22 protein-coding genes, 9 tRNA genes and 1 pseudogene are annotated in these 26,884 nt (G+C 63.8%); 23 read left to right on the top strand and 9 right to left on the bottom strand.

The annotated features are described in order from the left end of the window. Window positions 1-17: 17 nt before the first annotated feature. The 8 genes from rlmE (at window position 18) to BT115_RS04985 (ending at window position 3,626) form a co-directional block, all read left to right on the top strand. The gene (rlmE, locus tag BT115_RS05020; RefSeq protein ID WP_072321394.1) at window positions 18-668 is read left to right on the top strand and encodes a 23S rRNA (uridine(2552)-2'-O)-methyltransferase RlmE; all 651 of its coding nucleotides are present in this window, start codon (window positions 18-20) and stop codon (window positions 666-668) included. Further along, window positions 665-2,596 (top strand): ATP-dependent zinc metalloprotease FtsH, encoded by a 1,932-nt coding sequence (gene ftsH / locus BT115_RS05015; protein WP_177257379.1) that lies wholly within the window; start codon window positions 665-667, stop codon window positions 2,594-2,596. Before rlmE ends, ftsH begins: the two co-directional genes overlap by 4 nt. A gap of 224 nt (window positions 2,597-2,820) precedes the next feature. Further along, window positions 2,821-2,897: transfer RNA gene (locus BT115_RS05010), tRNA-Arg, on the top strand. Window positions 2,898-3,038: 141 nt separating this feature from the next. After that, window positions 3,039-3,115, top strand: a tRNA-Pro gene (locus tag BT115_RS05005). Between the two features lie 24 nt (window positions 3,116-3,139). Beyond that, window positions 3,140-3,216: transfer RNA gene (locus tag BT115_RS05000), tRNA-Arg, on the top strand. 14 nt (window positions 3,217-3,230) lie between these two features. After that, window positions 3,231-3,307 (top strand) — tRNA-His (locus BT115_RS04995). A 21-nt stretch (window positions 3,308-3,328) separates the two neighbouring features. Then, window positions 3,329-3,404 (top strand) — tRNA-Lys (locus tag BT115_RS04990). A gap of 137 nt (window positions 3,405-3,541) precedes the next feature. Next, window positions 3,542-3,626: transfer RNA gene (locus BT115_RS04985), tRNA-Leu, on the top strand. A 44-nt stretch (window positions 3,627-3,670) separates the two neighbouring features. Here BT115_RS04985 and BT115_RS04980 read toward each other — a convergent pair. Beyond that, complete coding sequence (locus tag BT115_RS04980; protein WP_072321393.1) at window positions 3,671-5,056, bottom strand: MFS transporter; 1,386 nt, start codon at window positions 5,054-5,056, stop codon at window positions 3,671-3,673. A gap of 92 nt (window positions 5,057-5,148) precedes the next feature. Between BT115_RS04980 and soxR the strand changes: the two genes are divergently transcribed. The 10 genes from soxR (at window position 5,149) to fabV (ending at window position 15,812) form a co-directional block, all read left to right on the top strand. Further along, on the top strand, window positions 5,149-5,583 hold the full coding sequence (gene soxR, locus BT115_RS04975; RefSeq protein WP_072321392.1) for a redox-sensitive transcriptional activator SoxR: 435 nt from the start codon (window positions 5,149-5,151) through the stop codon (window positions 5,581-5,583). Between the two features lie 176 nt (window positions 5,584-5,759). Next, on the top strand, window positions 5,760-7,052 hold the full coding sequence (tig, locus tag BT115_RS04970; protein ID WP_072321391.1) for a trigger factor: 1,293 nt from the start codon (window positions 5,760-5,762) through the stop codon (window positions 7,050-7,052). A gap of 47 nt (window positions 7,053-7,099) precedes the next feature. Further along, on the top strand, window positions 7,100-7,732 hold the full coding sequence (gene clpP / locus BT115_RS04965) for an ATP-dependent Clp endopeptidase proteolytic subunit ClpP (RefSeq protein ID WP_072321390.1): 633 nt from the start codon (window positions 7,100-7,102) through the stop codon (window positions 7,730-7,732). Between the two features lie 103 nt (window positions 7,733-7,835). After that, a complete protein-coding gene (clpX, locus tag BT115_RS04960; RefSeq protein ID WP_072321389.1) occupies window positions 7,836-9,131 on the top strand; it encodes an ATP-dependent Clp protease ATP-binding subunit ClpX in 1,296 nt (431 codons plus the stop codon). A gap of 173 nt (window positions 9,132-9,304) precedes the next feature. Then, entirely contained in the window at window positions 9,305-11,803 is a 2,499-nt protein-coding gene (gene lon, locus BT115_RS04955; protein WP_072321388.1) for an endopeptidase La, read from the top strand. A 329-nt stretch (window positions 11,804-12,132) separates the two neighbouring features. Then, a complete protein-coding gene (locus BT115_RS04950) occupies window positions 12,133-12,405 on the top strand; it encodes an HU family DNA-binding protein (protein ID WP_072321387.1) in 273 nt (90 codons plus the stop codon). 15 nt (window positions 12,406-12,420) lie between these two features. Further along, window positions 12,421-12,495 (top strand) — tRNA-Val (locus BT115_RS04945). 9 nt (window positions 12,496-12,504) lie between these two features. Then, a tRNA-Asp gene (locus BT115_RS04940) sits at window positions 12,505-12,581 on the top strand. Window positions 12,582-12,667: 86 nt separating this feature from the next. After that, entirely contained in the window at window positions 12,668-14,578 is a 1,911-nt protein-coding gene (locus BT115_RS04935; RefSeq protein WP_072321386.1) for a SurA N-terminal domain-containing protein, read from the top strand. Between the two features lie 28 nt (window positions 14,579-14,606). Next, complete coding sequence (gene fabV / locus BT115_RS04930) at window positions 14,607-15,812, top strand: enoyl-ACP reductase FabV (RefSeq protein WP_072321385.1); 1,206 nt, start codon at window positions 14,607-14,609, stop codon at window positions 15,810-15,812. Between the two features lie 6 nt (window positions 15,813-15,818). Here the strand turns inward: fabV and BT115_RS04925 are convergent, their stop codons facing one another. Beyond that, window positions 15,819-17,108 carry a transglycosylase SLT domain-containing protein gene (locus tag BT115_RS04925; RefSeq protein WP_177257378.1) on the bottom strand — a complete coding sequence of 430 codons (1,290 nt, stop codon included), beginning with the start codon at window positions 17,106-17,108 and terminating at the stop codon, window positions 15,819-15,821. Continuing rightward, window positions 17,105-17,872 (bottom strand): hydroxyacylglutathione hydrolase, encoded by a 768-nt coding sequence (gene gloB / locus BT115_RS04920; RefSeq protein WP_072321384.1) that lies wholly within the window; start codon window positions 17,870-17,872, stop codon window positions 17,105-17,107. The genes BT115_RS04925 and gloB overlap by 4 nt, the downstream gene beginning before the upstream one ends. A gap of 167 nt (window positions 17,873-18,039) precedes the next feature. Here gloB and BT115_RS04915 point away from each other — a divergent pair, with 167 nt between their 5' ends. From BT115_RS04915 to dnaQ, 3 genes are read left to right on the top strand one after another with little or no spacing between them, the layout of a single operon-like run. After that, window positions 18,040-18,729 carry a methyltransferase domain-containing protein gene (locus BT115_RS04915; protein WP_072321383.1) on the top strand — a complete coding sequence of 230 codons (690 nt, stop codon included), beginning with the start codon at window positions 18,040-18,042 and terminating at the stop codon, window positions 18,727-18,729. 8 nt (window positions 18,730-18,737) lie between these two features. After that, entirely contained in the window at window positions 18,738-19,193 is a 456-nt protein-coding gene (rnhA, locus tag BT115_RS04910) for a ribonuclease HI (RefSeq protein WP_072321382.1), read from the top strand. Beyond that, window positions 19,190-19,936, top strand: a complete 747-nt coding sequence (gene dnaQ / locus BT115_RS04905; protein WP_072321381.1) for a DNA polymerase III subunit epsilon — start codon at window positions 19,190-19,192, stop codon at window positions 19,934-19,936. Before rnhA ends, dnaQ begins: the two co-directional genes overlap by 4 nt. A gap of 3 nt (window positions 19,937-19,939) precedes the next feature. Here dnaQ and BT115_RS04900 read toward each other — a convergent pair whose 3' ends face one another. Then, window positions 19,940-20,644, bottom strand: coding sequence for a PP2C family protein-serine/threonine phosphatase (locus tag BT115_RS04900; protein ID WP_072321380.1), 705 nt, complete (start codon window positions 20,642-20,644; stop codon window positions 19,940-19,942). A 145-nt stretch (window positions 20,645-20,789) separates the two neighbouring features. Between BT115_RS04900 and BT115_RS04895 the strand changes: the two genes are divergently transcribed. Continuing rightward, window positions 20,790-20,879 (top strand) — tRNA-Ser (locus BT115_RS04895). 134 nt (window positions 20,880-21,013) lie between these two features. Here BT115_RS04895 and BT115_RS04890 read toward each other — a convergent pair. The 3 genes from BT115_RS04890 to BT115_RS04880 all read right to left on the bottom strand — a co-directional run bounded on the left by BT115_RS04890 (window position 21,014) and on the right by BT115_RS04880 (window position 23,682). After that, entirely contained in the window at window positions 21,014-22,180 is a 1,167-nt protein-coding gene (locus BT115_RS04890) for an XVIPCD domain-containing protein (RefSeq protein WP_072321379.1), read from the bottom strand. Between the two features lies 1 nt (window position 22,181). Beyond that, window positions 22,182-22,790: a hypothetical protein gene (locus BT115_RS04885; protein WP_072321378.1), complete on the bottom strand. Its 609-nt coding sequence runs from the start codon at window positions 22,788-22,790 to the stop codon at window positions 22,182-22,184. 184 nt (window positions 22,791-22,974) lie between these two features. Further along, window positions 22,975-23,682, bottom strand: a complete 708-nt coding sequence (locus BT115_RS04880) for a hypothetical protein (protein ID WP_072321377.1) — start codon at window positions 23,680-23,682, stop codon at window positions 22,975-22,977. Window positions 23,683-23,706: 24 nt separating this feature from the next. Between BT115_RS04880 and BT115_RS18370 the strand changes: the two genes are divergently transcribed. Then, window positions 23,707-24,060 carry a hypothetical protein gene (locus tag BT115_RS18370; protein WP_143144457.1) on the top strand — a complete coding sequence of 118 codons (354 nt, stop codon included), beginning with the start codon at window positions 23,707-23,709 and terminating at the stop codon, window positions 24,058-24,060. 15 nt (window positions 24,061-24,075) lie between these two features. Here the strand turns inward: BT115_RS18370 and BT115_RS04870 are convergent, their stop codons facing one another. Together BT115_RS04870 and BT115_RS04865 are read right to left on the bottom strand one after the other, a co-directional pair. Further along, window positions 24,076-25,500 carry an OprO/OprP family phosphate-selective porin gene (locus BT115_RS04870; RefSeq protein ID WP_072321375.1) on the bottom strand — a complete coding sequence of 475 codons (1,425 nt, stop codon included), beginning with the start codon at window positions 25,498-25,500 and terminating at the stop codon, window positions 24,076-24,078. Window positions 25,501-25,609: 109 nt separating this feature from the next. After that, window positions 25,610-26,851: pseudogene (locus BT115_RS04865) on the bottom strand (dicarboxylate/amino acid:cation symporter); the annotation flags it as partial. Window positions 26,852-26,884 lie beyond the last annotated feature (33 nt).

The raw sequence follows: 26,884 nt of genomic DNA, 5'->3' as shown, positions 1-26,884 counted from the left end.
CCGCCGGTCGGACTCCGATGTCACGCAGCAAGAGCAGTTCCCGCTGGCTTCGGGAGCATTTCGACGACGTTTACGTCAAGCGTGCCCAGGCAGAGGGGCTGCGCTCCCGCGCGGTCTTCAAGCTCGAAGAGCTGATCGACCGCGACCGCCTGATCAAGCCGGGCATGACCATCGTCGATCTCGGCGCCGCGCCTGGCGGCTGGTCGCAGCTCGCCCGTCAGCGGCTCGGCGACACCGGCAAGGTCATCGCTCTCGACATTCTGCCCATGGCCGGGCTGGCCGGCGTGGATTTCATGCAGGGCGATTTCCGCGAGGAATCGGTGTTGCACGAGCTCGAGGCCAAGCTGGACGGTCAGAAAGTCGATCTTGTCCTGTCCGATATGGCCCCCAATATGTCCGGTGTGGCACTCGCCGACCAGATTCGCGCCATGGACCTTTGCGACCTCGCCCGGCAGTTCAGTCTCGATTGGCTGAAACCTGGGGGATCGTTCCTGGTAAAACTGTTCCAGGGCGCGGGATTCGACGAGTACCTCAAGAACTTGCGCGCGGACTTCAGTCGCGTGACGATGCGTAAACCGAAGGCCTCCCGCGCGCGTTCGCGAGAGGTCTATGCTCTGGCGACCGGCCTCAAGTCCGCGTCCCGGCAACCTGGCGAGAACCGCGCATGAATGAGATGGCAAAAAACCTGTTGCTCTGGCTGATCATCGCGGTGGTCTTGCTAACCGTGTTCCAGACCTTCAACCCGCACGCCGGGTCGTCGCAGGACATGTCCTACACGACCTTCGCGCAACAGGTGGACAACGGCAACGTCGCGAGCAGCACGATCACCTCGACGGCTCCCCCGACCATTACCGGCAAGCTGAAAGACGGCAGCGCCTACCGCACCGTGGTGCCGGTGGTTGGCCTGTCGACCAGCGACCTCGTGAAGCAGATGCGCGACAAGGGCGTCGAGCTCCGCCAGGAGCCCGCGGACAACGGCTTCTCGCTGCTCGGTCTGCTCTTCAACTGGCTGCCCATCATCATCTTCGTGGCCGTGTTGATCTGGTTCATGCGCCAGATGCAGGCAGGCTCCGGTGGTCGTGGTGCCATGAGCTTCGGGCGCTCGCGCGCCAAGCTGCAGGGCGAAGACCAGGTCAAGGTCAACTTCAGCGACGTCGCCGGTTGCGACGAAGCCAAGGAGGAAGTCGGCGAACTCGTCGAGTTCCTTCGTGATCCGGGCAAATTCCAGAAGTTGGGCGGCAAGATTCCGCGCGGCGTGCTGATGGTGGGTCCGCCCGGTACCGGCAAGACGCTGCTCGCCAAGGCGATTGCGGGCGAAGCCAAGGTGCCGTTCTTCTCGATCTCGGGTTCCGACTTCGTCGAAATGTTCGTCGGCGTCGGTGCCAGCCGCGTACGCGACATGTTCGAGCAAGCGAAGAAGCACGCCCCCTGCATCATCTTCATCGACGAAATCGACGCCGTCGGTCGCCATCGCGGCGCCGGCATGGGTGGCGGTCACGATGAGCGCGAGCAGACCCTGAACCAGTTGCTGGTGGAAATGGATGGCTTCGAGGGTACCGAGGGCATCATCGTCATTGCCGCCACCAACCGTCCGGACGTGCTCGACCCGGCGCTGCTGCGCCCGGGCCGCTTCGACCGCCAGGTGGTCGTAGGCCTGCCTGACGTCAAGGGTCGTGAGCAGATCCTCAAGGTGCACATGCGCAAGGTGCCTACGTCCTCGGACGTGGACGCCATGACCATCGCACGCGGCACACCGGGGTTCTCCGGTGCCGACCTCGCGAACCTCGTGAACGAGGCCGCGTTGTTCGCCGCGCGCGAGAACGCACGCGAAGTGCGCATGAGCCACATGGACCGCGCGCGCGACAAGATCCTCATGGGTGCCGAGCGCCGCTCCATGGCGATGAACGACGAAGAGAAGCGCCTGACCGCGTACCACGAAGCGGGCCACGCCATCATCGGCCGCCTCGTGCCGGAACACGATCCGGTCTACAAGGTCACCATCATCCCGCGCGGTCGCGCGCTGGGCGTGACGATGTACCTGCCGGAAGGCGACCGCTACAGCATGAACAAGGTGGCGATCGAATCGCAGCTCTGCTCGCTGTACGGCGGCCGTGTGGCGGAAGAGATCATCTTCGGTCACGACAAGGTCACCACCGGAGCCTCCAACGACATCGAGCGCGCTACGAAGATGGCGCGCAACATGGCGACGAAATGGGGTCTGTCCGACGAGCTCGGTCCGGTCACGTACGGCGAGGAAGAAGACGAGGTCTTCATCGGTCGCTCCGTTACGCAGCACAAGAGCGTCTCGAACGAGACCGCACGCAAGATCGACGAAGTGGTGCGCACCATCCTCGATCGCGCCTATGCGCGCAGCAAGGAACTGCTCACCACGAATATCGACAAGCTGCACGTGATGGCCGAGGCGCTGCTGCAGTACGAGACGATCGATGCACGCCAGATCGACGACATCATGAATGGTCGCGAGCCGGGTCCGCCGGCCGACTGGCAGAAGCCGGGTCCGACGCCGCCTCCGCCGCCGCGTGGCGACGCGGGCTCCGCACCGGACAAGGTCGGCAAGCCAGCGACGCAGCTTTAAGAGGGAAGGGCGGCCATGTGCCGCCCTTTTCTTTGTCCGCAAAGCCTCGGTGAAATCGCTGCACGCGTTCGCGTTCGGACGGCTATTTACCGTCGTGTTACCGATTCGCGAAAAAAAAGATGCAAAAAGTGTTGACGCACACGTCGGATATCTGAATAATTCCGCTTCTCGACACGGCGGCAACGCTTCACGGCGAAAGTCACCGAGTCAAAGGTTTAAAGTGTGCGCCCGTAGCTCAGTTGGATAGAGTACCAGGCTACGAACTTGGTGGTCGGGAGTTCGAATCTCTCCGGGCGCACCATCTTTAAGCAAGACCGATGCGCTAGCGCAAAGGTCGCGGTAGTTGAAAGTGTGGTGTGTTCATACGGATTGACGGGCTTGGCTTTGACCCGTAACATTTGAAAGCTTCACCCCAGCAGTATCGGGATGGTGCTTAAAGTTTCGGGGTATAGCTCAGTCTGGTAGAGCGCCAGCTTTGGGAGCTGGATGTCGGGGGTTCGAATCCCTCTGCCCCGACCAGTTGGCGTTCTACGTACAGTGCCTGCGCCTGTAGCTCAACCGGATAGAGCATCGGCCTTCTAAGCCGACGGTTGCAGGTTCGATTCCTGTCGGGCGCGCCAGATGGTGTTTTATGGTGGGCGTAGCTCAGCTGGTTAGAGTACCGGATTGTGATTCCGGATGTCGTGGGTTCGAGTCCCATCGTCCACCCCACTTACAACGCAAGTTTCAAACGGGCCGTTAGCTCAGTTGGTAGAGCAGTTGACTCTTAATCAATTGGTCGTAAGTTCGAATCTTACACGGCCCACCAATTCGAAAGGCCCGGAGAAATCCGGGTCTTTTTTTGTTTCGGATAAGGGAATTTGCATGTCGGCGTAAGGTCGGAGTGCACCGAATGCAAACGCGATTCTGGACCCCGTTCACCCCTGCGCCCTAGAATGACGACGCGCGAGAGTGGCGGAATTGGTAGACGCACCAGATTTAGGTTCTGACGCCGCAAGGCGTGCGGGTTCGAGTCCCGCCTCTCGCACCATCGTTCTAAGACGCCAACGTCATTGACGTTACGGCGTGCGCGTCTCACGCACGCGGCTCCGTCCGCCGCGCAACGATCGTACTCACCACGGCGAGCGCCACCGTAATGGCGAAGTTCGCAGCGAACGCAGCTGTCGCCGACACGTCGAGCAACACGCCGAACAACGACCCGCCGATGGCGAGCGTCGTCGCTACCATGAGCGATTCGCACAACTGCAGCGCGGAGCTGTTTGCGCCTTGCTCATGCTCGCTGGACATCGACAGGGCGAGCACGGCGACCGTGCCGTAGAGCATCCCCATGCCGAGCCCGGTGAGAAGCCAGCCCGCGACGGAAGCTGCGACCGGCATCCACGGGAAGGTGCTCATCGCGGCAGCGATCGAGCCGAACACCATCAAGACGGTGCCCCGGCGTAGCAGCGTCTGCCGCGAGACCTTCGCGTAGTGACCCTGATACCACGATCCCGAAAACCAGCCGATGGCGCCGACGCTGATCGCCAGACCGGCCCACATCGGTGACAGGTCATGCTCGCGGGAGAAGGCCAGCGGCAGGAAGGCCTCAGTGCCGAAGAAGGCGGAAGCGGCTACGCCGCGTAGCGCGACCACGGCCGGAAGGCCGCGCGCGGCGCGTAGCGTGCCGGGGGGCAACAGTCGCCTGCCGCAGACGAAGAGAAGAACCAGCGCCGGCACCAGCAGGGCGGCTACCGTCCAGCCGTGCTCCTGGCCGGCGACGAACAGCAGGCAGGCACCGAGCGACGCTCCGATGGCGTTGCCCATGCGGCTTGCCGTGCCCGATGCATGGCGATCCGTGGGGCCGAGGTTATGCATCGCACCGCGCAGGCCCGCGGCAGCGGGAATCGCCAGCAGTGGCACGGCGAGAAATACCCAGCGCCAGCCGAAATGCTCGACGACGAAACCGCTGAGCGCCGGGCCGATGAGAGCAGGTACCACCCACCCGGCGGAGAACGCCGCGAAGACTTTCGGGCGCAGCGCTTCGGGATAAAGCCGACCCACGATCACATACAGCGCCGGAGACAGGCAGCCGGCGCCCAGGCCCTGAACGAGCCGGCCCAGGAGGAGGGTAGGCATGTCGCGGGCAAATCCGGCGAGCAGCAGGCCGACCACGAAACCGGCAAGACCCGTCCACATGGCCGGGGCTGGACCGCGTCGATCGCTCCATCGGCCAGATAGCGCCATGCCGATGACGCTCGTGGCGAGCACGCCACCAAAGGCGAGCGCATAGGCCTTGAGACCGTTCAGCTCGCGCGCCACGGTCGGCATGGCGGTGGTGACTGCCAATGCCTCGAAGGCGATCAAGGAAATGAGGGCGACCATGCCCAGGGTGGCGGCCCGGTAGGGCGGCGCGAGAATCCCCTCGGCCCGGGATGTGGCGGGAGAGGCAAGGAGGTTGGGGTCGGATGTTCCCACGTTCATTCGTGTTCCTGGCGGGGCGGGGAGTGTCGCACGCTTGCGCGGGCGGTCAGGGCGATGCAGGATGCAACCTCAACCATTATTTAGGTCAAGCGATGCGGGAACTGACCGTGGGAGAAGCGGCGAAACGCTCGGGCCTCGCCGTGTCGGCGCTGCACTTCTACGAACGCAAGGGGCTCATCCGCAGCCTGCGTACGGCAGGCAACCAGCGCCGCTACGGAGCCGACGTGCTGCGGCGCCTCGCCATCATCCGGGTAGCCCAGCGGGTGGGTATGCCGCTGGAGGCGGTCCGTCGGGCCTTCGATACGCTGCCGCACGAACGCACCCCCACGCGCGAGGAGTGGGCGCAGATGTCCGCGGCGTGGCGCGACGAGCTGGAGGCGCGGATTGACCAATTGCTCAATCTCAAGGATCGGCTGACCGACTGCATTGGCTGCGGCTGCCTCTCTCTGACGGCCTGCAGCCTCGCCAATCCGGGCGACTCCCTGGCTGCGGAGGGAGCCGGCCCGAGGCGTTGGAGCGCCGGCTGAGGCAGGTTGCGGCGGCAGGAGGCCAAAACGTAGAATGGGCAGTCATTTGCGGGGTTTTTCGCCGCTGGGGAACAGGTCGCGGCGACCGGCCCGGTTTCGCGGTGGATCCCTTGGTTTCGGTTACGGCGACGGATGTTCGCCATCGCGCCACGTCCGTGGTGGTTTCAGGAGAGGTCATGCAGGTTTCGGTTGAGAATGTCGGCAAGCTCGGGCGCAAGCTCACAGTGAAGTTCCCGGCTGAGCGTCTGGAGACGCAGGTCAGCGAGCGCATCGCGGAAATGGGTCGCACGGTGCGTTTGAAGGGCTTCCGTCCCGGCAAGGTCCCGGCCAACGTGATCAAGCAGCGCTTCGGCGCGCAGGTCCGTGGCGAGGCGCTGTCGGAGCTCATCGGCAGCACGCTGCGCGACGCGTTCCAGCAGGAGAAGCTGCAGCCGATCGCCAACCCGTCGGTCGACACCACGGGCAACGCCGAAAACGGCGAGATCGCCTACACGGCCACCTTCGAAGTCATGCCGGAATTCCCGGCCATCGACGTCGCCTCGATCGAGATCGCCCGGCCGAAGGCCGAGGTGAAGGACGCCGACATCGACAAGATGATCGAGACCCTGCGCACCCAGCGTCGCAGCTTCGATGACGTGTCGCGTGCCTCGAAGGACGGCGATTTCGTGATGTTCGAATACGCCGCCGAAGCCGGCGACTACCGCTTCCCGGCCGAAGGCCTGGAGCGTGCTGGCAGCGTGCTCGGCTCCGGCACCCTGTTCAAGGCGCTCGACGAGGCCCTGACCGGCCGTAGCGCGGGCGAGGATCTGGTCCAGGACGTCGCCTTCCCGGCCGACTTCCGCAACCCCGATCTGGCCGGCAAGACCGCCAAGGTCACCTTCAAGATCGTGAAGGTGCAGGAGCCCAACCTGCCGACCGTGGACGCCGAGTTCGTGAAGATGTTCGGCGTCGCCGACGGCGACATCGAGACCTTCCGCAAGGAAGTCCGTGCCAACCTCGAGCGCGAGCTCAAGGCGACGCTCATGGCTCGCCTCAAGGCCGAAGTGGCCGAGAAGCTCGCCGCGGCCTACCCGGACCTCGATGTGCCGGAGCTGATGGCCAACGCCGAAGCCCGCAGTCTCGCCTCCGGTAACCTGCCGCGCGGCCAGGAGCCGAGCCCGCAGATGGTGGAAGAAGCCCTGCCGTTCGCCCGCAAGCGCGTCACCGCGGCGCTGCTCATGGGCGAAATCGCCCGCAAGAACGAGCTGCGCCTGGACCGCAAGCGCATGAACGAGATGCTGGCCGCCATCGCCTCCACGTACGAGGAGCCGGAAAAGGTCATTGAACTGTATAACGGTGACCCCCAACTGATGTCGGGACTGCAGAACCGCGTCATGGAAGATCAGGTGGCCGAGTGGGTGGCGGACAACGCCAAGACCACCGACCAGGAACTGAGCTTCGACGAGGTAATGCGGCCGATCGGCGCCTAAGCGCCGATCCATCGCAACAACCGGGCCCCATACGAAGGAGAGACCGCATGTCCATGGCTCCGATCCAGAACCTCAACTTGGTGCCCATCGTCGTCGAACAGACCTCTCGCGGAGAGCGTTCGTACGATATCTACTCGCGCCTGCTCAAGGAGCGCGTGATCTTCGCGGTCGGCCCGGTCGACGATTACATGGCCAATGTCATCGTCGCGCAGCTCCTGTTCCTTGAATCCGAAAACCCGGACAAGGACATCAGCCTGTACATCAACAGCCCGGGTGGCTCCGTTACCGCGGGCATGGCGATCTACGACACGATGCAGTTCGTGAAGCCGGACGTCAGCACGATGTGCATCGGCCAGGCCGCTTCGATGGGCGCGCTGCTGCTGGCCGCCGGTGCGGCGGGCAAGCGCTACTCGCTGCCGCACTCGCGCATCATGATCCACCAGCCGTGGGCGGGTGGTATCTCCGGCCAGGCCACGGACATCGAGATCCACGCGCGTGAAATCCTCACGATGCGTGAGCGCCTCAACGCGATCCTCGCCCACCACAGCGGCAAGACGGTGGAAGAGATCGCTCGCGACACCGAGCGCGATCGCTTCATGAGCGGCGCGGAAGCGCAGGCTTATGGCCTGATCGATTCGGTGCTCGACAAGCGCACGGTCGAGACTGTCCGTTCAGCTTGATTGTACTTTTCGCTTGTGAAAACCAGCACTCCGCCCCCGATTCCCGGGGCGGAGTGCTGTGCTATTCTCAAAGCGCACCTGGATTCTCAGTAGGGCCCAAAGCATGAGCGACGAGCGGCAGAGCCGTTCCAACGACGGCGGCAAGATTCTTTACTGCTCTTTCTGCGGCAAGAGCCAGCACGAAGTGCGCAAGCTGATCGCTGGCCCCAGCGTATTCATCTGCGATGAATGCGTCGAGCTGTGCAACGACATCATCCGCGAGGAATTGGAAGAGAAGGCGGCCTCTGGCCGGACCCAACTCCCCAAGCCGCGCGAGATCATGGAAGCGCTCGACCAGTACGTGGTCGGCCAGACGCGCGCCAAGAAGGCGCTGTCCGTCGCGGTCTACAACCACTACAAGCGTATGGAGTCGCGTCAGAAGAACGACGAGGTCGAGCTCGGCAAGTCGAACATCCTCCTGATCGGTCCGACCGGTTCGGGCAAGACGCTGCTGGCCGAAACGCTGGCGCGGCTGCTCAACGTGCCGTTCACCATCGCGGACGCCACCACGCTGACCGAAGCGGGCTATGTGGGTGAGGACGTCGAGAACATCATCCAGAAGCTCCTGCAGAAGTGCGACTACGACGTCGAGAAGGCGCAGAGCGGCATCGTCTACATCGACGAAATCGACAAGATCTCTCGCAAGAGCGAGAACCCGTCGATCACCCGCGACGTGTCCGGCGAAGGCGTGCAGCAGGCCCTGCTCAAGCTCATCGAAGGCACGCTTGCCTCGGTGCCGCCGCAGGGTGGTCGAAAGCATCCGCAGCAGGAGTTCCTGCAGGTCGACACGCGAAACATTCTCTTCATCTGCGGCGGCGCGTTCGCCGGCCTGGAGAAGGTGATTCAGCAGCGTTCCGAAACCACCGGCATCGGCTTCGGCGCCGAGGTTCGCTCCAAGGAGCGCACCGAGAACGTCGGCAAGATGCTTTCGGAAGTGGAGCCGGCGGACCTGGTTCGTTTCGGTCTGATTCCGGAATTCGTCGGTCGTCTGCCGGTCGTTGCCACGCTCGATGAGCTCGATGAGGCCGCGCTGGTACAGATCCTCACCGAGCCGAAGAACGCCGTCACCAAGCAGTTCCGCAAGCTGTTCGACATGGAAGGCGCGGAGTTGGAATTCCGCCCCGAGGCGTTGTCCGCCATTGCCCGTCGCGCGCTCAAGCGCAAGACCGGCGCACGCGGCCTCCGTACTATCCTCGAACAGGTGCTGCTCGACACGATGTTCGAACTGCCCTCGCTGGAGCACGTCAGCAAGGTCGTGGTCGATGACGCCGTGATCGACGGTCAGGCTGAGCCGTATCTGATCTACCGCGGCAACCTGCAGCAGCAGCGGATCGCGGGCGAGGGCGGCGACGCCGCCTGATTGCGTCCCGCAAGAGCGACTCCGGCGGCCCCGGCGTCTCATGACGCCGGGGCCGTTTTTTCTTGTGGGGATGCGCTCTTGATCGGTCCTTCGCGAACCACCACTTGACGTGTATGGCGGCTCCGGCGCAGTGTCGAGTCGCGCCCCATCCATCCGAGGGAAACCCCAAGCACATGGCGAAGAATCGCAGCCAAACCCCGATCGGATCCGAGCTGGACCTGTTGCCGGTCCTGCCTCTGCGAGACGTCGTCGTCTATCCGCACATGGTCATTCCGCTGTTCGTGGGGCGCGACAAGTCCATGCGCGCGCTGGAGCGGGCCATGGAAGGCGAGCGGCAGATCCTGCTCGTGGCGCAGAAGAGCCCCGACATCGACGATCCCACCATTGCCGACCTGCATAACGTGGGCACGCTGGCGGGTGTCCTGCAGTTGCTGAAGTTGCCCGATGGCACCGTGAAGGTGCTGGTCGAGGGGCAGTCGCGCGTGCAGGTCGACGCTTTCGAAGACGAAGCCGGCATGATGAGCGGCCGCGCACGCGTCATCGAACCGATCTACAGTAACAACGAACGCGAGCTGGACGTCGTGTCGCGCTCGCTCGTCTCGCTGTTCGAACAGCTGGTGAAGCAGAGCCGCAAGCTCCCGCCGGAAATCCTCGCCACGCTCTCGGGCATCGACGATCCGTCGCGGCTTGCCGACTCCATCGCCGCGCATCTTTCCGTGCGTATGGCGGACAAGCAGCGCGTGCTCGAAACCGCTGACGTCGGTCAGCGTCTCGAACTGCTGATCGGCCTCGTCGATGGCGAAATGGATCTCCAGCAGGTCGAGAAGCGCATCCGCGGTCGCGTCAAGTCGCAGATGGAGAAGAGCCAGCGCGAGTACTACCTCAACGAGCAGATGAAGGCCATCCAGAAGGAACTGGGTGAGGGTGAGGAAGGCGCGAACGAGATCGAGGAACTGCAGAAGAAGATCGATGCGGCCGGCATGCCCAAGGCCGTGCTCGCAAAGGCGCGCCAGGAATTCAACAAGCTCAAGCAGATGTCGCCGATGTCCGCGGAAGCGACGGTCGTGCGCAACTACCTCGACTGGGTCGTCGGTGTGCCCTGGAAAAAGCGCAGCAAGGTTCGTAAGGATCTCGCGCTGGCCCAGGAAACCCTCGACGCCGATCACTTTGGCCTGGAGAAGGTCAAGGAGCGCATTCTCGAATACCTCGCGGTCCAGCAGCGAGTGAACACGATGAAGGGTCCGATTCTGTGCCTCGTCGGTCCGCCTGGCGTGGGCAAGACGTCGCTCGGCCAGTCGATCGCGAAGGCGACCAATCGCAAGTTCGTCCGCATGAGCCTGGGCGGCGTCCGTGACGAAGCCGAAATCCGCGGTCATCGCCGTACCTACATCGGTTCGATGCCGGGCCGTATCGTGCAGAACCTTAACAAGGTCGGCACGAAGAACCCGCTGTTCGTGCTCGACGAGATCGACAAGATGTCGATGGACTTCCGCGGCGACCCGTCGTCCGCGTTGCTCGAGGTGCTCGATCCGGAGCAGAACAACGCGTTCAACGATCACTATCTCGAAGTGGATCTCGATCTCTCCGAGGTGATGTGGATCGCCACGGCGAACTCGCTGAACATTCCGGGGCCGCTGCTCGATCGCATGGAAGTCATTCGCATCCCCGGTTACACCGAGGACGAGAAGCTCAACATCGCGCAGAAGTACCTGCTGCCGAAGCAACTCAAGGCCAATGGCCTGAAGGCGGAAGAGCTGGCGATCGCGGAGGATGCGCTGCGTGACATCGTGCGCTACTACACGCGTGAATCCGGTGTGCGCAATCTCGAGCGCGAAATCTCGAAGATCTGCCGCAAGGTGGTGAAGGAGATCGCTCTCGGTACCGTGCCCGCACACGCGAAGGCGAAGGTTGCCAAGACGGCGCGCAAGGGTAAGGCGCTCGCGCCCGATCACGTTCGCGTCGATGGCGGCAATCTCGATCATTACCTCGGCGTACGCCGCTTCGACTTCGGTCGTGCGGAGCAGCAGAACGAGGTGGGTCTGGTCACCGGTCTCGCATGGACGCAGGTGGGCGGCGATCTGCTGAGCATCGAGGCATCGGTGGTGCCGGGTAAAGGCAGGCTGGTGCATACGGGCCAGTTGGGCGATGTGATGAAGGAATCGATCCAGGCGGCGCTCAGCGTCGTGCGCGCACGCGCAGCGGGCCTGGGTATCGAGCCGGACTTCCACGAGAAGCTCGACATCCACATCCACGTGCCCGAAGGCGCCACGCCGAAGGACGGTCCGAGCGCGGGTATCGCGATGTGCACGGCGCTCGTCTCCGCGCTCACCAAGGTGCCGGTGCGCTCCGAGGTGGCGATGACGGGTGAGATCACGCTGCGTGGTCGCGTGCTGCCGATCGGTGGTCTCAAGGAGAAACTGCTTGCGGCGCATCGCGGCGGCATCACTACGGTCATCATTCCGGAAGAAAACCGGAAAGATCTCGTGGACCTGCCGGAGAACATCACCAGCTCGCTCGACATCCACGCGGTGAAGTGGATCGACGAAGTGCTGGACCTCGCTCTCGAACGCCCGCTGGGCCCGAAGGCGGCGACCGATGGCGGCAGTGTCGTCGAGGTGCCGAAGGGGCAGGGCAAGCGCAAGGGCAAGGCCTCGCCGTCGCTCACGCACTGATCGTTCATCGTTCAACCACACGAACAAGGGCGCACTTGTGTGCGCCCTTTTCGTTTTCGTCGTCCTGTCACGGAGCATTCGCGATAATGCTTTTTCGGCATTCGTGCAAGCCTCCGAAGTCCATGCTTCAAGCTGAAAGCCTTGGTATTGCTTGTATTGCGATGGTTGGGGGGCACTGGTATAAAGGCCACACCGCCATCGCCCGCGCCGCAAGGGCGCCCTGGATCGCGGGGTTGCCTTGTTGTCCCCGGGCGGCATCAGCAGCCCGAAGTCTTCTCGTGAAGGATCGCCGTCCGGCGATTCGAATTACCTTTGAAGGGAGTTACGTAATGAACAAATCCGAGCTCATCGACGCCATCGCCGAAAAGGCCGAACTGTCGAAGGCCGACGCTGGCCGCGCTCTGCAGGGCCTCATCGAAGCGGTGAAGGATGCCCTCAAGAAGGGTGACGACGTCGCCGTCGTCGGCTTCGGTACGTTCAAGGTGCGCAGCCGCGCTGCCCGTACCGGCCGCAACCCGCGTACGAACGAAGAGATCAAGATCCCGGCGTCCAAGGTTCCGGCTTTCACGGCTGGCAAGGCGCTCAAGGATCACGTAAACTAACTGGTCTTACCGTAGGGGTGCTTAGCTCAGCGGTAGAGCGTCGCCTTTACACGGCGCTGGTCGGGGGTTCGATCCCCTCAGCACCCACCAACGGAAAGTGGAGTGGTAGTTCAGTCGGTTAGAATGCTGGCCTGTCACGCCGGAGGTCGCGGGTTCGAGTCCCGTCCACTCCGCCATTGGTCCGCAAAGGCGCCCGCGTGGCGCCTTTGCTTTGTCTAACGCCGGTAAGGAGTTTTACCGGCGCAACCCTGCGAGTCGCATCATGCTGCAAGCCCTGCGTAACAAGATCCACGGCTGGCCCGCCGCCATCGTGCTCGGCGTCTGCGTTTTCGCCGTCGCGTTCTTCGGCATCGAGTCGTACTTCGTATCGCGCGTCGATACGTACGTTGCGAAGGTGGGAGATCACGAGATCTCGCAGCAGGATTGGCAGCAACGCTTGAACGAATTGCGCCAGCAGGCCGCGCAGGATCCGCGTTCGCCGTTCACGGCCGCAGACCTCGAAAAGCCTGAGCTCAAGCAGCGCGTACTCGACGGCATGATCAGCCAGCAGTTGCTCCTGCAGGCGAACAGCGATCTGGGTCTCACCGTTTCCGATGCCAGCGTGCGTGCCGCCATCGGTGGCGATCCTGGCTTCCAGGTCAATGGGCAGTTCAGCCCGGAGGCCTACCGCGCCATCCTCTCGATGCAGGGCATGAGCCCCGCCATGTACGAGGCCAAGGTGCGCGCGTCGCTTGCCACGCAGCTCATTCCGAGCGCGATTTCCAACACCACGCTGGTGAGCGATGCCGACGTGGATACGTTCTTTCGCCTGCGCCTGCAGCAGCGCGACCTGCGGTTCGTAGAACTCCCGCGCCCGTCGCTCACCGATGCGAACGTGTCCGACGCGGACATCGATGCGTTCTACAAGTCGCACATCGCCGACTACACCACGCCCGAGCAGGTCTCGGTGCAGTACCTCGAAGTGAAGCAGTCGGACCTCAAGCTCGGCGAGCCGACCGACGCGCAGCTTCACGAGTTCTACGACAAGTTCAAGCAGCGCTACGCGCAGCCGGAGCAGCGCGAGGCTTCGCACATCCTCATCAACGTGCCGAAGAACGCCACGCCCGAGCAGCAGAAGGCTGCGCTCGACAAGGCCAAGAAGATCGCGGCGGAAGCCACGCCCGAGAACTTCGCCAAGCTCGCCGCCGAGAATTCGGACGACCTGGGTTCCAAGCGCGGTGGCGGCGATCTCGGCTGGCTGGAGAAAGGCGTGGCGAACCCGGCGTTCGATACCGCGCTGTTCGGCATGAAAAAGGGCGAAATCACCAAGGAACCCGTGCTGTCGCCGGAAGAGGGTTATCACATCATCTGGCTGCGCGATGCCCGCGAAGGCGACGCGAAGCCGTTCGACGAAGTGCGCAGCCAGCTCGCTGCCGATTGGGCGAAGAACGAAGGCGAGCGCCTGTACAACGAGCGCGCCGGTCAGCTCGGCGATCTTGCCGAACGTAACCCGGGCTCGCTCGAACCGGCTGCGAAGGAGCTTGGTCTCGAGATCAAGACCTCGCCGCTGTTCAGTCGTGACGGTGGTGCCGGCATTCCGGACGATCCGAAGTTCGTGCAGGCCGCGTTCGCCGACGACGTGCTTAACCAGGGAAACAACTCTTCGCTGGTTCAGATCGGCAAGGGCGATGCCGTGGTCATGCACCTCGCCAAACACAATCCGGCCGCGCCGAAGGCGCTGGCAGACGTCAAGGACAGCGTGCGCCAGCGCATCCTCGACGAGCGCGTGGATGCGCTGGCGAAGAAGCAGGCCGACGAACTCGTCGCGCAGCTCGCCAAGGGTGGTGACATCGCCAGCCTGACGAAGGCGCCGGTACGCAGCCTCACGGGTCTGGACCGCAACAAGATCGGCGCCATCACTGACGTCCCGCCGGCCATCCTGCAGCAGGCATTCACGCTGCCGCATCCGGTCGCCAACAAGCCGTCGTGGGCGACCGTGCCGACCGGCAACGGCACCTACGCGCTGGTGTCGGTGGACAAGGTCGTGGAAGGCGATCCGTCGAAGGTCGAGAAGGCTCAGCGCGACGCGCTGCGTGGCCAGATGATGGACGCCATGGCCCAGGCCGCCGCGCTCGAATACATCGACTCGTTGAAGGCTCGCGCGGACATCAAGATCGCGCAGGACCGCATGTAAGACCGTCTCGCTCGCAAAGGAACGACCCGTGATCATCCAGCCCAAGGTCCGTGGCTTCATCTGCACCACCGCTCATCCGGTGGGTTGCGCGAAGAACGTCGAAGAACAGATTGCCATCACGCGCGCCAGCGGCGCGTTTGCGGATGGCCCGAAGCGCGTGCTGGTGATCGGCGCGTCTACCGGCTACGGTCTGGCGTCACGCATCACCGCGGCGTTCGGCCACGGTGCTGCCACGCTCGGCGTGTTCTTCGAGAAGCCGTCCAGCGAAGCGAAGACGGGTACGGCAGGTTGGTACAACTCGGCGGCGTTCGATCGTCTTGCGCGCGAGCAGGGGCTGTTCAGCCGCTCGATCAACGGCGACGCGTTCGCCGACGAGACGCGCGCGAAGGCTATCGACATCATCCGCAATGAGATGGGCGGCAAGGTCGATCTCGTCGTCTATTCGCTGGCGTCGCCGGTGCGCAAGCTGCCGAAGACCGGCGAAGTCGTGCGTTCCGCGCTGAAGACCATCGGCGAGACGTTCACCGCGTCCTCCGTCGATACGAACAAGGACGCCGTGGTCATGGCCACGGTGGAGCCGGCGACGGAGCAGGAAATCAAGGACACCGTCACCGTCATGGGTGGCGAAGATTGGGCCCTGTGGATCGATGCGTTGTCCGAGGCGGGCGTGCTGGCAGACAACGCCACCACCATCGCGTACAGCTACGTCGGTACCGAGATCACCTGGCCGATCTACTGGCATGGCACGCTGGGCCAGGCCAAGCAGCACCTCGATCGTACAGCGAAGGAGCTGCGCGAGCGCCATGCGGCGAACGGTCTGCGCTCCTATGTCGGCGTGATGAAGTCGGTGGTCACCCAGGCCAGCTCCGCGATCCCGGTGATTCCGCTCTACGTGTCGATGGTTTTCAAGATCATGAAGGCCAAGGGCATCCACGAAGGCACGATCGAGCAGATCAACCGCCTGTTCCACGATCGCCTCTATCGCGCTGACGGCGCGGTACCCGAGACCGACGCCGAAGGCCGCCTGCGCCTCGACGACTGGGAGCTGCGCGAGGACGTACAGAGCGAATGCAAGGCGCTGTGGCCGAACGTCACCACCGAGAACCTTTGGGAAGTGACCGACTACGCGGGCTACAAGCACGACTTCATCAAGCTGTTCGGCTTCGAAGCGAACGGCGTGAACTACGAAGCGGACATCAGCCCGGACGTCCAATGGGACGTCGTGCAGCTTTGAGGCGACTCAGCGCGACGCCGTCAGCTTGAGAACCTGCCCAGGCTTCACCGCCTGGGTCTGCAGGTCGTTCCACTTCATCAATTGCTCGACGCTCACCTGATGACGGCGAGCGATCGACCACAACGATTCCCCGTTGTTGACCTTGTGGATGACGACTTTCGTGTCGTCTGCCTTCGTCTTGCTCGTCACCGGTGCCTTCGCGACATCGGCAGCCTTCGTGCGCGAAGGCGTCTTGCCGCTCTTGGCCGACTTAGCGGTCTTGCCGCGCTTGCCGGTCTTGGTCGGGACGTCGGCGTCTGCCTCGTCCACATCCGCATCTGCGACGTCAGCCACCGGATCGACAGGCCCCAGGCGATACTGATCGGCGGCCGACTTCGGTAACAGCAGGCTCGAACTGACGGTGCCCTTGGTGGTGCGATACGCAGGATTGAAATCGCGCAGGTCGTTCATCGACAGGCCCGACTGCTTCGCGGCTTGCGCGAGCGATTGCGGCCCCGAGACGGTCACGACCTGCAAGGTGTTTTCCCGATCCTGCCGCGGCAGGCTGACATTGAAGCGGGCGGGATCGCGCACGATGCACGCCATCGCCATCAGCTTCACCAGGTGTTCCTTCGTGCCGGCCTTCATGGGCACATCGGGCAGGCCGTCGTCGCCGCTGGGGCCGCCGTGCTTGTCGATGGTCTTCTTCAGCCCGAACTCGCCCGCGTTGTAGGCCACGTCGACCAGGCGCCAGTCGCCGAGGTCGTCGTAGTAGCGGCGCATCATGTTCATCACCGACTCGGTGGACTTGGTGATGTCCAGGCGCTCGTCGTAATTCTTGTCCACACGCAGGCCGAGCGTGCGCGCGGTCTGCGGCATGATCTGCCACATGCCGGCAGGGCGATTCTTGCCGCCCGGCACGTGCCGATATTGGCTTTCCACCCAGGGCAGCAGGGCGAACTCGCCTGCCACGCTGTGCTTCATCGCCGACTTGTGCGCGTAGACGATGAGCGGCAATACCTCGTTCACCTGCTGCTCGAAGCGATTCGGTTGCCGGGTATACATGCGAGCCCAGGCCAGAACCTGCGGGTCGGCTTCGCAGCCCGGCATGGCGAAGCTGTCGCGCATGTCGGCCCAGAAGTCCGCCGGCTGGTCGGGGCGCATCAGCTTCGGTGCCATCGCCACGTCCTCCACCGGCGCCACGGGCGCGACGGTGGGGGCTGCCGCCTGCGGTACCGGCTTCGGCACGCTGCCGGCACACGCCGTCAGAAACAAAGGAATGAGTGCAGGAAGCAGGCGGCGAGCGGGCAGGTTCATGCGGCGAATGTGTCCTTGGCCTTGCGCAGCGCGGCGAAGCGCGCGATGCGTGCGGCCTGATCGTGTCCTTGAAGATCGGCCCATTGAGCGACCGATGGGCTGTCCACGCGTAGGAAGGGATTGGTGGCGTATTCGTCGGCGAGGCGCGAGGGCACGCTGGGTGCTCCCGCTGCGCGCAGCTCGGCCACTTCGTCCCGGCGGCGCAGCAGGGCGTCGTTGTCGGGTTCCACGCTCAGCGCAAAGCGGATGTTGGACGTCGTGTACTCGTGCGCACAGCAGACCAGGGTGTCCGGCGGCAGGTCGGCAAATCGGTCCAGTGACGCGAGCATCTGCTCTGGCGTGCCTTCGAAGAGGCGACCGCAGCCGACGCTGAACAAGGTGTCGCCGCAGAACAGGAAGCCCTCGCCGTAATAAGCAATGTGCGAGGAGGTGTGCCCGGGCACACCGATGACCTTGAAGCTCGCGCGTGGCGCGTCCAGGGTGAATGTGTCGCCGTCGCCGACGATCTGGTTTTTCGGCTGGATGCGCGGATCGGCTGAGGCATAGACCTCGACGTCGTGGCGGCTCACCAGCTCGGACACGCCGCCGACGTGGTCGTTATGGTGGTGGGTCAGCAGAATCGCCGTCAGCCGCCAGCCGCGCTCGGCCAGCGCGGCTTCGACAGGGGCGGCTTCACCGGGATCCACGACGAAGGCATTGCCCTCGTCGTCGGCGACCAGCCAGATGTAGTTGTCGCTCAAGGCCGCGACGGGGACCCAATGCATCGGGCGAACTCCGTGACGTCGATGGGGCGCGAACACCCGTGGAATGGCCGCCGGGAAAGTGTGAAGACCGGGCGGGGCGCGCCGGACTATATCAGCCGGTTCTGGGCTGCTCGTTAGCTAGTCGTTAACGGTGCACCCCCCGTTCAACCCCACTACACTCGGCGGGCATGCCTCATTTCGCGCCCGACATTTACACCACGCCCCAGGTCGGCAAGCTGCTGGCGGATGAGGCGCGGGTGTTGGCGCCCTTGCTGTCTCGCTGTACGGGAGACCATGGCCTGCACCTCACGACCTCGTCCCCGGCCGAGCCACCGGCCATCCCGTTGCTCGGCCACTGGGCCACGGTGAGGGTGGCGGGCAAGGCGTTGGGCGGCGATGTGATCGCCAGCGGGCTGGAACCGCTCCCGTTCGTCGACGAGGCTTTCGGTGTGGTGCTGCTACGCCATGCGCTGGAAACCACATCGCGCCAGGACAACCTGCTGGACGAGGCGATCCGCGTGCTGGCGCCGGGCGGTATGCTGGCCATCACGGGCATCCACCCCGTGGGCCTGTGGTCGCCCTGGGTGGCGCGGCAGAGCCGGGGCCCGCGTCCGCGACTGACCTGGCCCTGGTGGTGGAGCCAGCGCCTCGTGCGCGACGAGTTCGATCTGTCGGTGCCGCGCCGCGTCGGCAGCGCCTGGCCGCGCACGGGCGGCACCGCGACCGGCGAATCCCTGTTCGGCGGCGGCTATCTGCTGGTGGCGCGCAAAAAACGCCCGGCAGCGGTACCCTTGCGCCCCCGCGCCGCGGTGGTGCCGTCGCCTATACCCGGCACGCTCGCCTCCGGCGCCCGCCGCAATGCCCGCGAAACTCTCTAGACGTACCCATGACCGATACCGTTGAAGCCTTTACCGATGGCGCCTGCCTGGGCAACCCTGGACCGGGTGGCTGGGCCGCGCTGCTGCGCGCCAAGGGCGTCGAAAAAATGATCGCCGGTGGCGAGCCCGATACCACCAACAACCGCATGGAAATGATGGCGGCCATCTCCGCCCTCGAAGCCTTGAACCGGCGCTGCAACGTGCACCTCATGACCGATTCCAAGTACGTGATGCAAGGCGTGCAGGAATGGGTGCCGAAGTGGCGCATGAACGGTTGGAAGACAGCGGACAAGAAGCCGGTCAAGAATCAGGATCTGTGGATACGGCTCGATGCCGCCGCCGCCGCGCACACCGTGACCTGGGAATGGGTGAAGGGTCACAACGGCCACGTGGAAAACGAGCGCGTGGACGTCGCCGCGCGTGACCAGGCCCTCGCGTACAAGGCAAAGGGGAGGGTGGCATGAGGCAGATCGTCCTCGATACGGAGACCACGGGTCTCGAGGCACACCTCGGCCATCGCCTGATCGAAATCGGTGCGGTGGAGATGATCGAGCGGCGCCCGACCGGTCGTACCTTCCACACGTATCTCAATCCCGAGCGTGCCATCGACGAAGGTGCGCGCGCCGTCACCGGCATCGAAGACGCGTTCCTGCTCGACAAACCGTTCTTCCGCGACAAGGTGGACGAGTTCCTCGAGTTCATTCGCGGTGCCGAACTCATCATCCACAACGCGGCATTCGACGTCGGCTTCCTCGATGCCGAACTGAAGATGGCAGGCCCGCAATACGGCCGCATTGCCGATCACGCCACCGTGCTCGACACGTTGCTGATGGCGCGCGCGATGTATCCGGGGCAGCGCAACAGCCTCGACGCGCTATGCAAGCGCCTGGGCGTGGACAACGCACACCGCGATCTGCACGGTGGCCTGCTCGATGCGCAGTTGCTGGCGGACGTCTATATCGCGATGACGTCGGGCCAGGTGGCTCTCGATTTCGCCTTCGATGCCGGTGCCGATGATCGCAACGCGAACGTGCTGGGCGACATCGTCATCACGCGGCGGCCGATCGTGCTGCGCGCCTCGAACGACGAACTCGAACGACACGCGCAACGTCTGGCTGCCATCGACAAGTCGGCAGGCGGGCAGAGCATCTGGCGAAAGCTGACGGCGGATGACGCCCGCGCTGCGGACGGCGAGATGGTGCGCTGAAACTCAGGCGGCGACGCGCAACAGGATCGCCGTGATGTTGTCGCGCGCGCTGCCAGCGAGTGCTTCCAGCAGCAGGTGATCCACGCACTCCTGCGCCGCGATGTCGCTGCGCGCGACGATCTCGCCGATGCGGTTGTCGTCCACCTCATCGGTCAAACCATCGGTACACAGCAGCAGACGCGCACCCGGTGCGAGTTCGCCACGAGCCAGACCGATGTGCAGTTGATCCGGCGCGGTGATTCCCAGCGCCTGGGTGAGCACGCTGCGCTGCGGATGGATGCGCGCCTGCGCTTCGGTCAGTTCGCCAGCCTCGACCAGCGCCTCGACGATGGAGTGGTCGTGCGAGAGCCGTTGCAGCGCACCGTCCCAACGATAGATCCGGCTGTCGCCGACCCAGGCCGCTTCGTAGCGGCGACCGGTCATGCGTACGGCGGCGATGGTCGTGCCCATAGGCCGCGCAGCTGCCTGACCGCTCGAACGGGCGATCAATGCCTCGTTGACCCGCTGCACCGCATCGACCAGCGACTGACCGGCGGTGACCTGAGCCACCACGCCATCGCGCGCTGTGGCCGACGCCACCTCGCCATGGCGATGCCCACCCATGCCGTCCACGACCAGGAACAACCCCAGGCCGGCATCGGCATAGTAGGTATCCTCGTTGCGCGTACGGCGAAGTCCCGTATGCGTGCCGTGTCCGAACTCGATCATGGTGGCCTTGCGAAACGCTGGAAGAGGGCGCCGTGGCGCCCGTGGCTCGGGCAGGATGCCCCATCGAAAGCCTGTTGTCACGGCACAGAAGACCCACTATCATTGCGGGCCCGGCAAGGCTAACCCCTCGCCGTCGACCGTTCCCGGAGAGGTGGCAGAGTGGTCGAATGTACCTGACTCGAAATCAGGCGTACGTGTAAGCGTACCGAGGGTTCGAATCCCTCCCTCTCCGCCAGTTTGCAAATGAGCCCGCTAACGCGGGCTTTTTTGTGCTCGGACAGGCGGTGAACTCCAAAAGCTAGTGATCCGAGAAAGACGGATGTCTAGCCACTAGGTGTAAAGTGGCGCCCACTTTGCCTCCTGTGGTTGTCACCTGACCGCAGGAGAACCAACGTCCTGCTGCATTTGCTCCTGCTGAAGCCCTTGCTGCAGCGACTGTGTCTGTTGCTGAGCGGCGTGATTCTGCAAATTCAAAGCCGTTTCCCGGCTGCTTTGCTCAAGCGGCGTCTGGATGGCCTGCATCACGTTGACTTCGGCGTGTTGTTTGAACGGTGACTGGAGATCTCCTTGCACTGCCCATCCCTTGCTCGCGTCGTCGCTCAGAACGACATGATCGATGCGGTTCAAGCCCGCTGCCGTGGCGGCTGACGTCAGGGAGCCCGCAAAGTTCTGTGTGTGCACCCCGGGCGTGCGGCCCTGGCTTTCATCAATGCGCGCTACGCAGGTATGTGCCTGCTCATAGATTCCATGAGCTGGGTGACGGGCATCAAGTAACGTCGGAACTGCTTGGTTATGTGCTTTTGCTTGATCTAGCGCTGCCACGGTCGCCGGACCAACTACGCCATCGGCTTTCAGGCCGTGAGCGGTCTGAAACGCCTCGACGGCTTCCTTCGTTTTCGGCCCGAAGTGCTGGTCGGCATGGATGGTGCTGCCGTCTTTTGCGGTAAAACCAAGAGCGGCAAGGTCGGCCTGCAGTTTACCGACGGCTGCACCCTTGTCGTTCTCGCGCAAAACCTCGGCGTGGCTGCCGCCATGTTCGTGCGCTTTCTCGCCGGTCGCCAACGCAATGCCGGCGCGCATGGTTGGGCCATTGGCTACGTTGATGATGGCGCGGGCGTAGTTCGGACCGGTTGCGTAGTGCGCCTTTTCCAGTGCCTCAGCCTCTTTTTCGAGGTTGCCCTTCACACCTTTGTCGAACAGTCCAGCCTTTGCATAGCGTGGTTGGTCTTCGAGGAATTTCTGACGGTCGCGGAGCGCGTCCTCGTACGAATCGTAGACGCGAAACTTCTCCTTGGACATGTACATCTTCTTGTTTTCGTCATATTCCGGAACGGTGAACTCCTTGGTCTTACCGTGCCAGGATGCATCCGCCTTGACGTTGAACAGGTTGTTCGTGCCTGGGAGTACCTTCTGTCCCCAGCCCGTTTCCTGCGCAGTCTGCGCCAGGATGAGTTCAAGAGATGTACCCGATTCGTCGGCGACCTTCTTGGCCGCGGGATAAATGTCGGCAATGAATTGCTGGGACGGGTTAGTCATCTCAATGGCCTCGCTTGCCGGCAGGAGACGGCGAAGCCGTAAACGGCGTCTCCTCCGCACGGTCGGGCAGCATCGTCCAGGTGCCGGTGACGACGGGCTGTCCGTTCTTTAATTCGAAATGGGATGCGTCCTTGTCCACCGACAAGGAAACCCTGCCGTGGACGCCGGGAGCGACAACGGGGGCGACGGATAGGAGGCGCCCGGTGGTCATGTCGAACGACGCCACGTCGACGAAGGTCTGGGCGGAGGACGCATCGGACGCCGTATCGGACTGGATGAGGGCCTGCACCTGCTTGCCATTCACCAGGCAGTGGGTGGCCTGGTTCTGGTACCAGCCCTTGGCAAGCGGGACCGGTGTTGCCCAACGGACCTTCTGGGTTTTTGCATCCTCAACCGCGACCCAAGCCCTTGCGTTCATTCCATCGGCGTCAGTGGCATTGCCGACGACGCACTGAAGACCGGAGGCCACATCGGCTTTTGCATTGACGTCGAAATGCGGCGGCAAGTTCGCGGCAAGGCTCGTATGGGCATAGCCGAACGTCAGGGCCAGGATGGCGGTAGCGAAAGGCCGACGGCGATGAATAAACGAAATGCGATGCGATGTGGGCATGGGAACTCCTTAGGGGACGCCGACGGGCCGATGTAGCGAAGCATCGTAGGCCACGACGCAGAGATTACCGTACCCAATCCACGGCGTTTCCTGAACATCGTCACGTCCGTGAGGGCATGGCGACGGGTCTCTGCCGACACTAGTGGAGCCCCCAGCCCGTGGGGAACCACCGCGCCGGCCCGGATCAACGACACTGCAGCTCAAGGAACGCCGAAGCCTCGTTCTGCGCCTCGGCTAGCTCGCTCACCGAAAGCTTCCCGGTGAGCGCAGCTTGCTCGCCAGATGCGATCAGTCCGACATACAACTCCAGCAGCTCGCGCTGGAGAACGTAGGCAGCGCGCAGGTCTTGCGCGAAGAGGGGGCCGCCTTTCAATCGTTGCCGGTATAGCGCAGCGATGGCGTCGACGTGGCATCGGTTCGCCAGGGAGTAGAGATGCTGTGCGGCACGTTGCTTGTCGTCCGTAGGCATGGAAGGGCGATGGGTATGTGTGGCATCGGGTGTCGAGAACGCAGTGCGTGTCGTAGCGAACACGAACATCGCCGCTTCATTGCCCTGGTCGGCGGCACGCATGAGCCATGAGCCGGCCTCTTTGACCTCATCGTCCGAGACGCCTCCGCAATAGGTGAACGCGAGGTCGGTCAATGGGTGCTCGCGCAGCGCGCGGCATTTCGCCAGACCTGCGTGGATGGCAGCCGAGGCGTTACCGTCTCCGGCTTCGGCATGCTCTTTCAGCTGGGAAAGCGCGATGTGCAAGGGACCTTCGGGCGCGGGAGGTTCGCGGTGGTGGGAGGCCTTTGTGTAGACAACGGGCGCCCTTACGGACGGTATTTGCTCGGGAAACGCGCCACCCGACGCGGTCGCCATCACCAGTAACGGAAGGATCGATGCCATGCCTAGCCCCTGCAAAAGGGCCTCATGATCGACGCGCGTTGGCACCCTGCGCTGTCGGCGACGTCGTCAATCCGGGCGAGCGCAGAAGGGCGCTTGGCGCCAGATGTGAGGATCGCCGTGACATCTTCGCGACGGTACGCAAAGGCCGGCGGGTCGAGCCTTTCCAGCGTGCCTCGTACGGGCACATCCGCCATTGGAGAAGCCATGACAACGCCGAACGTCAACGACGACCCTAAACACCGCGTGCAATCCGGCGATCGCAACAACAACTATGTCGCTGACAAGGATCGCCCCATTCACAAGGAACGCGACAAGAAAATCGAAGAGGGTGAGAAGAAAATGGACGACCTGAGCAAGCGCGACGAAGGCGTGCGATAGCACGCCTTCCCATCCTTAAAGCAGAACCTCCGCGCGAAGCGCCAGCGAGTGCCCGTCATCGCGTCCGATCATATTCCCGCTGCGGTTATTCGTTTCCCAACGGATGTAATTGAACATCAGACGCGACCAGTCGTTGAGGTACCAATTGAGTGCCATCGTGGCGCTTCGGCCGGTGCCGCCTCCGGGTGCGTCCGCGAAGTCGTAGTGATCGATGCGGCCGGCCACTTCGAAGGCGCCCGTGCCGCCGGACGATACGGGGTTGGCGACCTTCACGGCTTTCCAGCTTCCCGAGCGGCTGGAGAATCCGGGCGCTTCGCCAGTAATCATCCAGCCGGCCGCGACGCTCGTGCCTTGACGGTGGACGCGCCCGTTGTGCCGCGTATGGATGGTGCGCTTGCCGTGCTCTGCGATTGCCCAGGTACTGCGATGTACGCCGCCGAGTTCTAAGCCGGTGCCTCTGTTATGCGTTGGATCGACCACAGGGCCAGCGCTCACCATCAGCAGCTTGTTGAATGCGGTAAGCGGCATGGCGGTGTCGATGGAAGACACGCCGCCACCAAGACTTTCGTAGTAGTGCCATCCGCCCACGTGCACAAAGCCGTCCTTGGTCTTCCACGGGTTGACGTGCGCGCGCGTGAGATAGGTCACCGTCTCCGAATACTTGCCCGACGTGCCCGTCTTGGGGGCGTTGCCCGTGACGGATAGCGTGTAGTGCCAGCGGTCGCCGTACACGCGCACCTGCGTGCCCATGCCGAAGTAGCTGACGAACGGCCGCGCCACCGCGACGGCGGCGTTGCGCAGCAGGAACGGCACGCGGGCGAGATCGGACGATCCCTCGGTGCCCAGATCCTTGAGGAAGTTGCCCAAATAGAACGTCGCCTCGTTGCCGGCCACGGTGGTGTTATAGCTGAGGTAGGCGGGCTGCAGGGCGACGCTGTCATTGGCGAACTCCGCTTCGATGCGATAGCCCAGCGCGCCGATGGCACCTTCGCCACCGAGGCGGAGATTCGCGACCTCGGAGCCATGGAGGTTCCGTGTCGCGTGACTCGATCCGTGCGTGCGACTGAAATCCATGAGCAGCCGACCATGCGGCTTGAAGGTGCGTTGGCCGTCATCGCTGGCAAAGGTCGGCGCGGCGTCGCTGCGCTTCCAGCGCACGTTGCCGGCGAGGTCCTGGGACGCCTTCTTTGCGGGCGCGGAAGGTGACGGCGCAGCGGCCGCGGTCATGCCGCTATCCGAACGTGGGGCGCCGTTGGCTGACATCGACTTTTCCAGCTGTGCAAGCCGCGAGGTCAGTTCATCGATCTTCGCAGCCTGCTGTTCGATACGCGTCAGCAATTCAGCCGTTGGCGGATCGTCCGTCGCGAAACAGACCGGGGAGGCGCTGGCGAGTAGCGTCGCGGCAAGCGTGGCGCGGGGGCGGGATGTCCTTGTCGTCATGCAGTCCGTCTCGTCGTGGTCAGGGCGTGGCGTTGCCGTGGTTGAGGCTCGTGCCGTTGCCGGTTTGCGCGCCGTCGGTGCGGCCGGCGAGCGTCGCCGCAAGCGTTCCGCGATCGAGTGCGCCTTCCCAGCAAGCCACCACGATCGTCGCCACGGCATTGCCGATGAAGTTGGTCAGCGAACGGCATTCGCTCATGAAGCGGTCGATGCCGAGGATCAATGCCATGCCTGCCACGGGAAGCGAAGGCACCACCGAGAGCGTCGCCGCCAGGGTCACGAATCCGGCACCGGTGACGCCGGCCGCACCCTTGGAACTCACCATCGCCACCAGCAGAAGCGCGATCTGCTCGCCGAGCGACAACGGCGTGTTCGTGGCCTGCGCGATGAACAGCGCGGCGAGCGTCATGTAGATGTTGGTGCCGTCGAGATTGAACGAGTAGCCCGTGGGCACCACGAGACCGACCACGGACTTGTCGCAGCCCGCGCGTTCCATCTTCTCCATCAGCGAGGGTAGTGCTGCCTCCGACGAGGATGTGCCAAGCACCAGCAGCAGCTCCGACTTGAGGTAACGCAGCAGGCGGAAGATGGAAAACCCGGCGATGCGCGCCATGGTGCCGAGTACCACCACCACGAACAGCAGCGAGGTGAGATAGAAGGTGGCGACCAGATAGAGCAGGTTAGACAACGAACCGATGCCGTAACGGCCGATGGTGAAGGCGATGGCGCCGAAGGCGCCGATCGGCGCGGCCTTCATCAGCAGGTGGACCAGGCGGAACACAGGCGTGGTCAGTGCATCGAAGAAGTCCACCACGGGGCGCGCGCGCTCGCCTGCGAGGGTCAGCGAAATGCCGAACAACACGGCGAACAGCAGCACCTGCAGGATGTTGCCGGAGGTGAACGCGCCGACGACCGTATCGGGAATGATGTCGAGCAGGAAGCCCGTCAGCGTCATATCGTGCGCCTTGGAGGCGTAGCTGGCGATCTCCTTCGTGGAAAGCGTGGCGGCATCCACGTCCAATCCGGCGCCGGGCTGCACGACATTGGCGACGATGAGTCCCACCACCAGTGCCAGGGTGGAGAAGACGAGGAAATAGGCCATCGCCTTGAACACCACGCGACCCACCGCGTTGAGGTGGGGCATGCCGGCGATGCCGGTGACCACGGTGAGAAAGATCACCGGCGCGATGACCATCTTCACCAGCTTGATGAAGGCGTCACCGAGCGGCTTCAGCGATTCGGCGAAGGCGGGCGAGTAGTGGCCCAGCAGCGCGCCGAGCGCGATGGCGGCCAGTACCTGCACGTAGGTCTGGCGATAGAAGGGCGTCGAGGTTTCGGGGCGTGGGGAGGGCATGGCGGCACGTGGTGGTCGCCTCGAAGGCGGTGC

It is taken from the genome of Luteibacter sp. UNCMF366Tsu5.1, from assembly GCF_900119235.1.
GTDB classification, from domain to species: domain Bacteria; phylum Pseudomonadota; class Gammaproteobacteria; order Xanthomonadales; family Rhodanobacteraceae; genus Luteibacter; species Luteibacter flocculans.
This window is presented reverse-complemented; position numbering and strand designations above follow the sequence as displayed.